The sequence below is a fragment of the Sediminispirochaeta smaragdinae DSM 11293 genome, assembly GCF_000143985.1.
In the GTDB taxonomy this organism is placed as follows: domain Bacteria; phylum Spirochaetota; class Spirochaetia; order DSM-16054; family Sediminispirochaetaceae; genus Sediminispirochaeta; species Sediminispirochaeta smaragdinae.
Genome location: NC_014364.1, coordinates 2943103 through 2955607, shown reverse-complemented (window position 1 = coordinate 2955607; position 12505 = coordinate 2943103). Strand labels below are relative to the sequence as shown.

The window sequence follows — 12505 nt, the reverse complement described above, 5'->3', positions numbered from 1 at the left end:
CTAATTGCCCCGCTTTTCGGGAGCGGGGCGGGGGACAATGCTCTATTTTCCCGCCATGGCGAGAGGAAAAAGGGCGTAGAATTTTGCCGCATCAACTACTTCGGAATCCAATACCTTGTCTTGGGTGGAATGGCACAGTGATCCGTCTCCGGGACCGAAGCCGATGGCCGGAATACCGGTACGACCGCAGAGATGAGTTGCGTTTGTGCAGAAATCCCAGGACCCTACAACAGGATCTCGGTCGAATAGTGTTTTAAAGGTTGTAACGCCGGTAGCGATCAGTACATGATCTTCGGGAATGACCCAGCTTGGAAAATAGTCTTCCTGTTCGATCTGGTAACCGGTATAGGTGGTAACCCTTTCCACATCGATGGATGCCTTTCCTCCCACCTGATCCACCAAGGGTTTTACCTCGTTCAGAAGATCTTGTACGCTTTCTCCGCAGCTTATACGGCGGTCCATTGTCACCGTCACCCTTCCGGGGATGGTATTGAGGCTTGGGGTATCGCAGTCCACCTTCGTTACTTCGATTGAACCACCTCCGAGAAAGGGATCCTTTACAAACTCTTTCATGTCGTCGATCCCCTTGATTAGAGGCAGGGCCTTTATCAGGGCGTTTTCCCCCCTCCAGGCTGCGCTGGCATGGGCGGCCTTTCCCTTCACCTCCACCTTGATAAGGGCCCGTCCCTTATGACCTCGGATGATGCGCATTTCGCTTGCTTCTCCGACAACGATGTAATCAGGTTTGATATCCTTGTTTTCTTCCATCATTGCCTTGACGCAGGAGCCTTCGACATCTTCTTCGCTGATACTGGCAGAGACCCACATGGTATAATCTCCGTCAAGATGCAACTCCTTCAGCGCCTTTCCGGCAAAGGCGAATCCTGTAAGACACGCCTTGTCATCCACCGCGCCTCGGCCCCTGATGATTCCATCCTCATAGCTTGATCTGAGAGGATCCATTCCCCAATCTTCAACCTTACCAGGTTCCACCGTATCGATGTGGGCATCGAAAAGGAGAACGGTCTTTCCCGATCCGATCCTCCCAATACAGTTTCCTACCGGGTCTATTCGCACCTCATCAAACCCGAAATTCTTCAATTGGTCGGCATACCACCGCACCGCCGCCTCTTCCTCATAGGTCACGCTTTTGATTGCAACAAAATTTCGGAGAAATGTGACGATTTCTGCCTTATTTTGTTCCATATACGAAGAGATTTTTCCAGCAATAGCAACTGTTTCCATGACACACCTCCAGCAGTCCGTATCTCGCCATAGCTTACAAGAAATACGAAATTCGTTCAACTTGAAAACGGTTTTATTAGAAAACTTACGAAGTGTTAAGCTTCCTTTTCTCTTTTTTTTATGATAATTTAAATGCGCTATGGAAGAAACAGATCCGGTACTCTATCCCGGGAAGCAAATTGAAGAATTGAATATTCTTATTCATGCACTTATTAATGCCGTTCGCTTTCCCGGAGCCTGGGCTCCGAGTTTGAATAATATTCCTCCTATCGATCTACAGCTGATGGGCCTTGTTTGGTTAAAGCCCGACATCATCATCAAGGAGCTGAGGGATATTATGTCGCTTCCCGGGAGTACGGTGACCAGTAGTATCAACCGCCTTGTTCATCGTGGATGGATAAAGCGGGTAAAAAGCAACCGGGATCGGAGGTCTTACGGCCTTGAACTGACCGAGGCGGGAAGGGCAATCCAGCGGGACCATGATCGGGTCGATCGGGTCATAGCCGCCAATATCCTTCATGCCCTCGATAACGACGAAAAGCGACGACAGCTTATTAATGTGCTTACCGAGGCTGTCAGCCATCTCGAGGGAAGCTACTACAGGGAATTAAGCAGTTGGCTTCTTGCCCGAAAAAAGAGCGAATCCTTGGGAGCTGGGCTATGAGCCGTTCCTCCGGAAGCTTCCTTGGGAGGCTGGTCTATATCAGCGGGGGATCAAGTGGTATCGGGCGGGCAGCGGCAGAGGCTTTTCTTGCCGAGGGTGCAAGCGTGGCTCTTTTCGCCCGGGGCACGGAGCGCTTAGGGGCTGTCGGCCAGGCTTTGAATGTACGCTATCCGAAAGCCGTCCATACCTTCCGGGTCGATGTTTCCAATCGAAGGGATGTGGATGATGCCATTGGCAAAGCGGTTACATCCGCCGGGGCTCCCGATATCCTAGTCACCTGTGCCGGGACTGCCTATCCGGATTATTTTCAGCAGTTACCATTTCAAGAATATCAAAACATGGTTGATATCAATATAACAGGGACATGGAATTTTGTTCAGTCGTCTCTTGCACATATGAGTTCTGGTGGGCATATTGTTACGGTTTCTTCGGTTGCAGGATTTGTCGGTACCTTCGGATACACGGCCTACGGGGCGACAAAATTTGCGGTCATGGGGTTTTCCGAGGCGCTTAGGGGAGAGCTGAAACCCAGGGGGATTGGTGTTTCGGTCCTGTGCCCTCCCGATACCGATACGCCACAACTTCAGCAGGAAGATCGAACAAAGCCACCGGAAACCAGGGCTGTAAGCGGAAATGTGAGACTCCTGTCTCCCAATAGGGTAGCGGCGGCTCTACTCGAGGGGATATACAAAAAGAAATTTCTCATTATCCCGGGATCGGAGGCGAAAATGGTCTATCTTCTTTCACGATTCTGTCCCGGATTCGTCCGCTCCGTTATGGATCGTGAGGTAAGAAGATATCAGCGACAAAAACAAAATGATAGAAAGGAAGATCAGCTATGAACATTAGTTCCGAAAGGGCCATGAAGCCTATTTTTGAGCCTTGTCATGAGTATCGGGAAGCAGATCAGGCAAGAGAAAGCGGCCTTTACCCCTTTTTCCGGCCGATCGAAGCATATCGCGGTTCCAAGGTCGTGATCGAGGGACGCGAACTTTTTATGGCAGGTTCCAACAACTATCTTGGGCTGGCATTGGATCCTCGTTTAAAGGAAGCGGCTGAAGCGGCGGTTCGAAAGTATGGGACAAGTTGTTCCGGTTCCCGGTTTATGAACGGGACCCTCGACCTCCATGAAGAGTTGGAGGGGCGTTTGGCCTCCTTCGTCGGAAGAGATTCCGCCATCTGCTTTACCACGGGATATCAGACCAATCTTGGTGCTATTTCCGCCCTTGCCACCAGGGGATCCCATGTAATCAGTGATAAATATAATCACGCATCGATCATGGATGGAATTTTCTTGGCCCGGGGCCTGCATCGGGAGGTTACGCTTCACCGCTACCGCCACAATAATCTCGAAGACCTGGAAGGGGTCTTACGTAAATTGCCTGTATCCACTCCGAAGCTTTTGGTTACCGACGGCGTCTTTTCCATGGAGGGGGATATTGCACCGCTTCCACAGCTAAAGGCCATTGCCGATACCTATGGTGCGGCTCTCTATCTTGATGAGGCCCATGCCATCGGAGTGGTCGGAGAGACCGGTCGAGGTACCTGTGAATACTATGGCGACAGTCTGCTTACCGATCTGACCATGTGTACCTTTTCAAAGGCTTTTGGTTCCATCGGCGGTTTCGTTGCCGGGGACAGGGACATTATCGATTATATCCGTCATTTTGCCCGGCCCCTCATATTCAGTGCTTCCATGCCTCCCTCCAATGTAGCAGCTGCGTTGGAAGCCCTGAATATTATTGAGACCGAACCCGAGCGCATCCATCGCCTTCAGCAGATAGCCCGAAAGATGCTTGACGGTTTTACCTCTCTCGGTTTTGAGATTGGAACAGCATCGACTCCGATTATTCCCCTGATTATCGGCGATAATGAAAAAACCTTCATGTTCTGGAAGGCCCTCTTTGAACGGGGCATCTATGTCAATCCCGTTATTAGTCCTGCCGTTCCTCCGAACCGGGCGCTTATCAGAACCAGCTACATGTCCATTCATACGGATGCTGAATTGGATATGTTCTTGGATATTGCCGAAGAAGAGGCAAAAAAGCTGCATATTATCTAAAGAATTCGAGAAACAAGAGGATTAATGTATGGAGAAAGAGAAAAGCGACGAAATTTCCTATATTCTGGCTACGCCCTATACCATTGCAAAAAGTAGAACCGGCGGTGTCATTTCTCGGCTTCTGTCCCGTCTCGACCTTGAGTTGGTTGGGTCACAGATTTTTGCTCCCTCAAAGGAACTTGCCGAGGCCTATGCTGCTTCCCTTGAACAAAACACGCCTCCCCATCACGAGGATGTCAATTTGCCTTCCGCAGGAAGGCTTCTTGCCGACTATGTCCGTCAGAATTTCGTACCTAGCGGTGGGCGACGGCATCGGGTGCTTATGATGCTCTTCCGAGGTACAGATGCCTGTAAAAAGCTCTCGGATGTCGCCGGTGCCCTGTACCAGGAAAATCGGGGTCCGGAATCGCTTACGGGCGAGACGATTCGGGATACCTATGCCGATCTTATTCTCGATAGAGAAAATCCCCACAATGTGCGCTACTTTGAACCTGCGGTGATGACTCCCCGAAATCAGGAGACAGCACTGAAGCATATGAAGGTCTTTGCCGACTTCATCGACAGTGAACCGAATTTGATCGACAATATGACCTATCCCGAGCCGGAAAAGATTGAACGGACTCTTGTTATCATCAAACCCGATAACTGGCAGTTTGCATCCAGCCGGCCGGGGACCATTATCGATATGTTCAGCCGCACCGGTCTGCGTATTATCGGTTGTAAGGTGCAGCGCATGTCGGTAGCCCAGGCCCTGGAGTTTTACGGACCGGTAAAAAATGTTTTGCGTGATAAGCTTTCTCCGGTATTCGGTAAGAAGGCGACGGCCACGCTGGAGCGGGAGTTCGGAATTTCGATAGGGGAGGAGCTTCGGCGCGAGATTACCAACACCTTTGGTGTCTACTATGCCGAGGACCAGTTCGGACAGATTGTCGAATTTATGTCGGGCATTCGACCCGAGGATTGTCCTGTGGATGAACAGCACAATCCGGGGAAGGTGAAGAGCATGGTGCTGATATACGAGGGGATCGATGCCGTCAAGAAGATACGGGATGTGCTTGGACCTACCGATCCTACAAAGGCGCCGGGAGGAACCGTCCGCCGGGAGTTCGGGAGCAATGTCATGGTAAACACCGCGCATGCCTCCGATTCACCGGAGAATGCCAAACGTGAGATGAAGATCCTGAAAATTGAAGAGAACAACTGCGGAAGGGTGCTTAAGGATTATATTGCCCGGGTCGAAGGCTGAATTCGCATCCGCAGTAGTTTTGGCGGTAGAGTCCAAGGCTTCGGCACAGTTCGACGCTTCTGGCCACACCGCCCTTTTTTTTGAAATCCCGCTCAAGAAAGCCTTCGTGCCGGTTACCGAGTTCACATATAAGGCGGGCGTTCTTCAGAGGGCTGAGGGTCAGCGTTGTTGTAAAACGGGGAATATTCAGGCGCCGTGCCTCCTCTGCCGCCGCATCGATTGATCTGCGAAAGCAGATAGTGCAGCGTCCTCCCCTTTCCGGTTCGCTTTCCAGGCCGCGGACCAAAGCGAGCCAGGATGCATGGTCGTAGCTCTCCACGATAAGCGGGAGTTTGAAGGCTTCTGCGAGTACTTCCAGGGCCTCAAGCCGCCGTTTCCATTCTGCCTCAGGTGCGATATTCGGATTTGAGTAAAAAAGGGTGGGGAGGAACCCCTCCTCTAAAAGTCTCTCGGCCGAAGGGGCGGCACAGGGAGCACAACATGCATGAAGCAGTATCTTTCCACCTTTTTCTTCCGTTACCATCTTGACCGAAGCGTAGCATAGATTTACACTCTCTTCCATAAGCTTGAACCTATCCATAGGAGTTTTGTGTCGATGACGGCGACTGTACGAAATCTTGTCGTATCTCTATCTGTTCTCGTAGTAGTCGTACTAGTAGTCGTTGACGCAGGTCGCCGAAGAAGCGGATAGGGAATACCGGAGCAATTCCAGGGCCTGCCGCCGATTGGCGACAGGCCCTTTTTTTGTTTCCGAGATTATCGCCGGAGGTGGAACGTGAAGAAAGGGAAATCGACAGGCGCAAAGCGCTTGGTGAAGGAGCTGGAGCGGCAAGGGGCACGATATATCTTTGCATATCCCGGGGGCGCCAATCTTCCAATATACGAGGCGCTTTCCCGCAGTACCATTCGTCCCATCCTTGCACGTCATGAGCAGGGAGCGGCACATATGGCGGACGGCTTTGCCAGGGCAGGCGGCGAGGTCGGCTTTTGTATGGCCACAAGCGGTCCCGGTGCCACAAACCTTGTGACCGGTATCGCCACAGCCTATATGGATAGTTCTCCGATACTTGCCATTACCGGTCAGGTCCCCCGGAATATGATCGGTAATGATGCGTTTCAGGAGGTCGATATCACCGGCATCACCATTCCCATTACGAAGCACAACTATCTTGTACAGGAGGCCGAAGAGATCGGCCCCATAGTGGAACAGGCCGTCTACCTTGCTTCAACCGGACGAAAAGGACCGATCCTGCTCGACATTCCGAAGGATATCTTAACTGCCGAGTTTTCGACGACGAATGAAAAAAAACGCCAGCTTGAGGGCTACGCTCCGACCATAAAGGGACATACCGGACAGGTGAAACGGGCAGCGGGAATGATCAATGGGGCAAAACGTCCTCTGATCATTGCAGGTGGTGGCATCTTTCTTGCCGATGCCTTCGATGCTTTTGCTTCCTTTGTTGATAAAAGCTCGATTCCTGTTGTGCATACCCTGATGGGAAAATCGGCTCTGGACAACGAACATCCCCGTAATCTTGGGCTTTTCGGTTATCACGGAAGATTTGTGGCCAATAAGGCGGTTTCCGAAGCCGATCTTATCATAGCCGTGGGAACCCGCTTCGGAGATCGTTCCACAGGTCCCCTGGCCAGTTTTGCTTCCGATGCGAAGATTATCCATATCGACATCGATCCTGCGGAGATCGGAAAGAATGTTCCGGCCTACCTGCCCATTGTCGGTGATATCGAGGACATCCTTCCTCGTTTACGTGAACAGGTGGAACGATCCTCCGACTCATCCTGGAGCGATGAACTTTCGGTCTTCGCATCCGAGCATCCCCTCCCGGGAGGAGATGACGGCTTTTCGACTCCCTCCATCCTCAGAAACGTAAAAACCTTTTTTCCGGATCCGATCCTCGTTACAGATGTTGGGCGGCATCAGATTTATGCCGCCCAATACTTCCCCGTACACGGGGGCAGGAGCTTTATTACGTCCGGAGGGCTCGGTACCATGGGGTTCGGCCTTCCCGCCGCCATCGGCGCGGCCTTGGCAAGGCCCGATAAGCGGGTATTGCTTGTCAGTGGTGACGGCTCTTTTATGATGAACATTCAGGAGCTTGCCTGCGCGGCGGAACTGGACGTGGATCTTACTGTGGTGGTCATTCATGACAGGCGCCTGGGGATGATAAAACAACTGCAGGATGCCTTTTACGGGGGAGGCTTCGATGCGAGTAAGATAGGAGGAAGTGTCTCCTTTGCCCTTGCAGCAGAGGCCCTCGGGGCTGCCGGCCGCCGTGTCGCCTCTGCCAGTGAACTGAAGGATGTCCTGAAAGATTTTGAGACGGTTCGTGGTCCGAAGGTGATCGAATGCATGGTGGAAGAGGAGGAAAATGTCTATCCCATGGTGACCGGTTCCACCCTTACCGACCTTATTGAAGGAGTAGAAGCATGAAGCATACCATTTCCATCTTGTGCGACGACACCCCCGGTGTCATGACTCGAATTTCCGGCCTGTTCAGCCGCCGAGGCTTCAATATCGAAAGTCTTGCCGTCGGAAATACCGAAATAAAGGGAAAAAGCCGTTTTACCATTGTCGTTTCCGGGGATGATGCGGTTCTGGAACAGGTTCGTAAACAGCTTCAGAAACTGGTACACGTCATCAAGGTGTGGGACATCGACCGTGAGCGTATCATAGAGCGGGAGCATGCCCTTGTAAAGCTTGAGGTTCGCGACGAGGAACGACCGCAGCTTCTTCAGCTAGTCACCTCTCTTCATGCCAAAATTCTTGATTCTTCTGAAAATATCTGGATCATTGAGCTTACCGGGGATAGTGCATCGGTTGACAGTGCCATCAATCTGGTTTCACAATTCAGAATACTTGAAACCATTAGAACCGGCCGCATTGCTTTGGAACGGGGGAAAAAGGTCGGGAATGGAAAGGGAGCTTAATGGAAACCTTTGATGTCGTTATTATTGGAACAGGTCCTGCCGGTCTGGGGGCGGCTTTTGCCATATCCGAGGCTTCGCCGAAGCTATCGATTCTCTTGATTGACGGTGAGCGTTACAGCACCGGAGGGCTTCGAAACGACTGCAAAATGAACTTTACCTATCCGATCGGTTTTCCCCGGGAAAACTGGGAGAAGGAAGAGGCAGAACACTATCTTGAGTTGGTAAAGAGGGAACTTGTACCGACGATTCTTGCTAAGACGAACCTGCTTGTCTACCAACGCCGTGCGGAACGCCTGGGTGCGGAACTGTTGAATGTCCAGCAGACCCATCTCGGCACCGACGGCGGGCTTGAGTTGATCAAAGTCCTTACCAAGCGCCTGGAGGAACGGGGCGTGCGCTTCACTCTCGGCTCGGCGGTGCAGGATATCGACCAGGATGCAAGGGTTATTACCGTCGGCGATGGTCGTTTCGGCTATTCCTCGCTTCTTGTGGCCCCGGGAAGAAAGGGCTTTCTTTTCCTTCAGAAGCTTATGGACAAGCTTGGCATTGCATACGTGGACCATACCGTCGACATTGGAATTCGCATAGAAACCCGAGTGGAGCATTACTCCATTGTGCGCGACTATTACGACCCGAAATTCCTCTTTCCCGGAAAGGTACGAACCTTTTGTACGAACAGTGGTAATGCACATGTGGTACAGGAACGTTACAAAAGTTCCCGGGGAGAGACCTTCTATTCGGTGAACGGCCATGCATACTCTTCCGCCAGGGGACAAAACAACGGTCTTGCCAACTTTGCCATCCTCAATACCGTTCGTCTGACCGAACCGGTGGTAAGTGGTCAGCAGTTTGCCGAGAATCTCGGCCTTCAGGCCATGCTGATGGGAGGCGGCAAGCCTTTGATGCAGCGGGTAGGTGACTTTCGCCTCGGCAAGCGTTCGAAACAGGGGAGCTTTACCGGTGATCTGTATGATTTTAAGCCGACGCTGGCCGGAGCGTCTCCGGGTGATATCTCCCTTGCCATGCCTGCGAAAATCCTTCGTAATATCTGGAAATCCATGAAAATGCTCGATACCATCGTACCGGGGGTCATGCATCCCAGCACCATTATGTACTATCCCGAGCTGAAAACCTATGCGAACCGTCCGAAGTTCTGCGACCGCCATTTTCGCGTGACGGATTCCATCTGGTTTGCGGGTGACGGAGCGGGTACCAGCCGTGGTATTACCGCTGCCTGGGCAAGTGGAATTCGGGCGGCCGAGGGGATACTCGCCTCATAGTCCATCACCACTATTCGGAAACACTCCTCTCAACACAATCAGGCCGTCGTGTGTATGGTCCCTTAGGCTTTAACGCGGAGGCGGGGGGCCCTGCGGTCCGGGCAGTCATGCCTGTCACAGTAGGCGCAGCTCTCATAATTGGAAGTTCCGGTAAAAAAGAAGCCTGATATGCTTTTGTTCGGCACCATGAGCAGCGAATCGGTCAATGTGACACCGCTCCATCTTTGGGCATCTTCTCCGATGAGCCTGAAAAGGGGGCGCTGTTCTTCGATGGGCCAAACATCGATGTTCCCCGATCCCGGGTTCATGGAATGGAGGGCCGTGGTCTTATGGGTCGTGCGCAGATCCGTTCTGACCGCCTTGAGGGCGGCTCCGAGGGCGAGTTCCTTCATTTCATCGAGCCAAAAGCCTTCGAGCATATCCGTTCCCGGCAGTTCCATTTCATCGAACTCCGGACCGCAGGTGACGAGGTAGGGAAAGATACGATGCACCTCTGCCACGTTTCTTGCGGCAAGGCTACTGGAAAAGCGTTCGCCTCCACTGTTAAATCCCTTATTGTCTCTTTTTTCTATATATGTTGTCATCCAGATTCCCCGGGGGCGGGCGATCTTCAATGCCGCTTCCAGAAGCCCTCGCAAGGGACCTTCCATATCCGGGGCGAGATCGAGTCTGACTCTTCTGGCAAGGGTTTCAAAGGGAATGGTAAACTCTTTTGCCTCTATGCAGTGCTTTTCCATGCTATTCTTCGATATAGATATCCGTTCCCACCTGCTGCTTCCAGCCGGTAATTACCTCCTGGTTCGGAGGAGCGAGTTTTTTGCCGATCACCACAAGGCCCTCTTCCCTTTTTCCCCCTGTGCCGAAGGTAGCTGGCCGTATGGAAATCTGCGAATCGCTGCAATCCACCAAGTGGAGCAACCCTTCAGGAGCAAGCGGTAGGTATCCTTTCAGCCTGAAGGCGAAGCGTTTGGCCTCTATGAGAAATGCATGCAGTTTTTCGGGATCAACTGGTGATGTTGTTCGCAAGACGCAGGAACTGGGCCTTCCGCAGGCTCCCCAACCCTTATACCTCACATTGGGCTTCATGGTGAAACTTTGAGCATCCCCCGTCAGAATTTCAGCATTAATCTTTGCCTCGGTGACGGTGTACATCGGCTTTCCGGGACCGAGGGAAGCCACTACTTCCTTGATCTCCGTAATCCTCGCTTCATCGACGAGGTCGCATTTGTTGATGAGGTAGCGATCGGCATATACCACCTGCTCGTCGATGGCTCTTACTGCCTGGCGCAGGGTCAGAAATCGTTCTGCATCGATGATGCAGATGGTCCCATCGTATATAAGCCTCCCCTCTGCCCGCTTTGTCGCCTCGGCAATGATAGAGGAGAGAACCGATGGCTTTGCCAGGCCCGAAGCCTCGGTCAGAATGTAGTCGGGACCTCTTGCCGCCATTGCCACCACCGATTCGACGAAGGAGCCCGAAAGGCAGCTACAAAAAATCTGCCCCCCGGAGAGTTCCACGATCTGATCTTCCCCCTTTGTCTCGATCAGTGATGCATCAATGTTCATTGCTCCCCACTCGTTGACGATAACGCCGACTTTTTTAGCTTCCAGGAGGCTAAGGAGCCGATTCAGCAGGGTCGTTTTCCCAGACCCGAGAAAACCGGTAATCAACAGCAGCTTGGAGGTGTTGGACGTCATGACAGATGTGCACCTATGTTTGCAATAAGTTCTTCCCTGCCGGGAATGATGGAGGAGTAGGCCAGCCTGCCGTTTATATAGATGCTCGGCAGCTGTTTTACCCCCATCTTCGCCATGCGTGCGATGTTCTGAGGAGTTGTGTATTTGTACTCCACCACATCGATGGCCGTGCCGAAATGTGCTTTGGCATCCATTGCGCTGGCCAGCATGTAGGTACAGGCAGCACAGGTGGCCGAGTCCAGGGTAAAGACCTCAACGAGCGGGCGGGGCAGTGTGTCGTAGTCGGGAAGTTCGCCTTCGAAAACCAGATCCTCTTTCTGGTAATTGGCGATCATCTGCCGGGATAGCTCCGGTTGCCTAAGGGTCTGGCCGATCGCGACGCTGTTCTCGATGGGGGTGTCGTAGGGCATATCACAGCCGGGACTGACAATAAGGTTTTTCGGATCCACAGAATCGATGAGGTCCAGGGTCGCCTTCATGTTGTCCTGCTGGGTGCCGAAAAGCATTACCGTTGTAAGGGGAATATTCCCTCCGATCACGATATTGTAGCGGTCGGTAATCTGCTTTGCCGCGGCAAGGTCGACATTTTCATCGACGGAAATGGAATCCGGCCCGGTTTTACACATGGGCTCGATATTGGCTGTGGCATTACCGCAGACGAAGAAACTGGAAAACGCTCCAAGTCCTCTGATATGATCGAAAAGCCGGGAAAATGGGGCGGCCATAAACTGGTCGAAGTGGGCGGGGCTGATCTGACTGATTAGGGGGTCCACGACGGCAATAACGTCCATTCCCGTCTCAACATAGTATCCGCTCATTGCCTTTGCTACTTCCAGGGTGTAGGCAAGGAGCTTTTCCACCTTTTCCGGCTCCAGCATCATGTCCATGAAGATGTTTGTTCCCCGAAGATGGCTTGCAAGGGTAAAGGGGCCGCAGATCAGCCCATAGAGAGCCGTATCCTTTCCCACCTCCTTTTTCATTCGACGCATCGCCTCGAGGACCATGGGAAGCCGCCCCTCGTCGGGAGCGGGAATGGCGGTCGGGATCTCATCGCTTTCGGATAAGGGATGGCTGGAGACCGTGGGAGGAGCATCATCTGCCCAGACCAGATCACAGCCGAGGATTTCTGCCTCTATCTGCAGATCGAAAACCACCGGCTGGCCGTCCGGCTCATAGATCCTGTGTACTTCAAGCAGGCTTTCGACCAGCTTTTCAAGATCACATGAAACCTCTTTGGCATTGTAGCCCTTAAGCTTACCCGCATGTACACCGGCAAAGGGAACCCAGGGGATTTTATCGGTCTTTTGGTTGGCCATAACCTTTGCGATTCGTTCTTTTCCCGTCATTCAGTACTCCTCATGCTT

General features: G+C 52.3%; 12 protein-coding genes. 7 read left to right on the top strand and 5 right to left on the bottom strand.

Annotation, left to right across the window (positions count from 1 at the left end; genetic code table 11):
- Positions 1 to 42: 42 nt before the first annotated feature.
- Entirely contained in the window at positions 43 to 1245 is a 1203-nt protein-coding gene (locus tag SPIRS_RS13925) for a YgeY family selenium metabolism-linked hydrolase (protein WP_013255324.1), read from the bottom strand.
- 139 nt (positions 1246 to 1384) lie between these two features.
- Here SPIRS_RS13925 and SPIRS_RS13920 point away from each other — a divergent pair, with 139 nt between their 5' ends.
- Genes SPIRS_RS13920 through SPIRS_RS13905 form a run of 4 tightly spaced genes read left to right on the top strand, consistent with a single transcriptional unit; the run spans position 1385 to position 5217 of the window.
- A complete protein-coding gene (locus SPIRS_RS13920) occupies positions 1385 to 1909 on the top strand; it encodes a MarR family winged helix-turn-helix transcriptional regulator (protein WP_013255323.1) in 525 nt (174 codons plus the stop codon).
- The gene (locus tag SPIRS_RS13915; RefSeq protein ID WP_013255322.1) at positions 1906 to 2751 is read left to right on the top strand and encodes an SDR family oxidoreductase; all 846 of its coding nucleotides are present in this window, start codon (positions 1906 to 1908) and stop codon (positions 2749 to 2751) included. Before SPIRS_RS13920 ends, SPIRS_RS13915 begins: the two co-directional genes overlap by 4 nt.
- Positions 2748 to 3971, top strand: coding sequence for an aminotransferase class I/II-fold pyridoxal phosphate-dependent enzyme (locus SPIRS_RS13910; RefSeq protein ID WP_013255321.1), 1224 nt, complete (start codon positions 2748 to 2750; stop codon positions 3969 to 3971). The genes SPIRS_RS13915 and SPIRS_RS13910 overlap by 4 nt, the downstream gene beginning before the upstream one ends.
- Before the next feature lie 28 nt (positions 3972 to 3999).
- Entirely contained in the window at positions 4000 to 5217 is a 1218-nt protein-coding gene (locus SPIRS_RS13905) for a nucleoside-diphosphate kinase (RefSeq protein ID WP_013255320.1), read from the top strand.
- Here SPIRS_RS13905 and SPIRS_RS13900 read toward each other — a convergent pair.
- Positions 5186 to 5779: an epoxyqueuosine reductase QueH gene (locus SPIRS_RS13900; protein ID WP_013255319.1), complete on the bottom strand. Its 594-nt coding sequence runs from the start codon at positions 5777 to 5779 to the stop codon at positions 5186 to 5188. The two genes, SPIRS_RS13905 and SPIRS_RS13900, sit on opposite strands and share 32 nt — an antisense overlap.
- A gap of 213 nt (positions 5780 to 5992) precedes the next feature.
- Between SPIRS_RS13900 and ilvB the strand changes: the two genes are divergently transcribed.
- The 3 genes from ilvB to SPIRS_RS13885 are packed head-to-tail and all read left to right on the top strand — an operon-like array spanning position 5993 to position 9443.
- The gene (gene ilvB, locus SPIRS_RS13895) at positions 5993 to 7666 is read left to right on the top strand and encodes a biosynthetic-type acetolactate synthase large subunit (RefSeq protein ID WP_013255318.1); all 1674 of its coding nucleotides are present in this window, start codon (positions 5993 to 5995) and stop codon (positions 7664 to 7666) included.
- A complete protein-coding gene (ilvN, locus tag SPIRS_RS13890) occupies positions 7663 to 8163 on the top strand; it encodes an acetolactate synthase small subunit (RefSeq protein WP_013255317.1) in 501 nt (166 codons plus the stop codon). Before ilvB ends, ilvN begins: the two co-directional genes overlap by 4 nt.
- A complete protein-coding gene (locus SPIRS_RS13885) occupies positions 8163 to 9443 on the top strand; it encodes a pyridine nucleotide-disulfide oxidoreductase (RefSeq protein ID WP_013255316.1) in 1281 nt (426 codons plus the stop codon). The genes ilvN and SPIRS_RS13885 overlap by 1 nt, the downstream gene beginning before the upstream one ends.
- A gap of 62 nt (positions 9444 to 9505) precedes the next feature.
- On the opposite strand, the gene SPIRS_RS13880 is transcribed toward SPIRS_RS13885, so the two are convergent.
- From SPIRS_RS13880 to SPIRS_RS13870, 3 genes are read right to left on the bottom strand one after another with little or no spacing between them, the layout of a single operon-like run.
- On the bottom strand, positions 9506 to 10180 hold the full coding sequence (locus SPIRS_RS13880; protein WP_013255315.1) for a vitamin B12 dependent-methionine synthase activation domain-containing protein: 675 nt from the start codon (positions 10178 to 10180) through the stop codon (positions 9506 to 9508).
- A 1-nt stretch (position 10181) separates the two neighbouring features.
- Positions 10182 to 11141, bottom strand: a complete 960-nt coding sequence (locus SPIRS_RS21815; RefSeq protein ID WP_013255314.1) for a CobW family GTP-binding protein — start codon at positions 11139 to 11141, stop codon at positions 10182 to 10184.
- On the bottom strand, positions 11138 to 12487 hold the full coding sequence (locus SPIRS_RS13870; RefSeq protein ID WP_013255313.1) for a uroporphyrinogen decarboxylase family protein: 1350 nt from the start codon (positions 12485 to 12487) through the stop codon (positions 11138 to 11140). Before SPIRS_RS13870 ends, SPIRS_RS21815 begins: the two co-directional genes overlap by 4 nt.
- Between the last annotated feature and the right edge of the window lie 18 nt (positions 12488 to 12505).

Bases quoted from the DNA above. Each gene is read 5' to 3' on its own strand.
- SPIRS_RS13905 (WP_013255320.1), top strand. From the start codon at position 4,000: ATGGAGAAAGAGAAAAGCGACGAAATTTCCTATATTCTGGCTACGCCC.
- SPIRS_RS13920 (WP_013255323.1), top strand. From the start codon at position 1,385: ATGGAAGAAACAGATCCGGTACTCTATCCCGGGAAGCAAATTGAAGAA.
- SPIRS_RS13880 (WP_013255315.1), bottom strand. From the start codon at position 10,180: ATGGAAAAGCACTGCATAGAGGCAAAAGAGTTTACCATTCCCTTTGAA.
- SPIRS_RS13915 (WP_013255322.1), top strand. From the start codon at position 1,906: ATGAGCCGTTCCTCCGGAAGCTTCCTTGGGAGGCTGGTCTATATCAGC.
- SPIRS_RS13910 (WP_013255321.1), top strand. From the start codon at position 2,748: ATGAACATTAGTTCCGAAAGGGCCATGAAGCCTATTTTTGAGCCTTGT.
- SPIRS_RS13925 (WP_013255324.1), bottom strand. From the start codon at position 1,245: ATGGAAACAGTTGCTATTGCTGGAAAAATCTCTTCGTATATGGAACAA.
- SPIRS_RS21815 (WP_013255314.1), bottom strand. From the start codon at position 11,141: ATGACGTCCAACACCTCCAAGCTGCTGTTGATTACCGGTTTTCTCGGG.
- ilvN (WP_013255317.1), top strand. From the start codon at position 7,663: ATGAAGCATACCATTTCCATCTTGTGCGACGACACCCCCGGTGTCATG.
- SPIRS_RS13870 (WP_013255313.1), bottom strand. From the start codon at position 12,487: ATGACGGGAAAAGAACGAATCGCAAAGGTTATGGCCAACCAAAAGACC.
- SPIRS_RS13900 (WP_013255319.1), bottom strand. From the start codon at position 5,779: ATGGAAGAGAGTGTAAATCTATGCTACGCTTCGGTCAAGATGGTAACG.
- SPIRS_RS13885 (WP_013255316.1), top strand. From the start codon at position 8,163: ATGGAAACCTTTGATGTCGTTATTATTGGAACAGGTCCTGCCGGTCTG.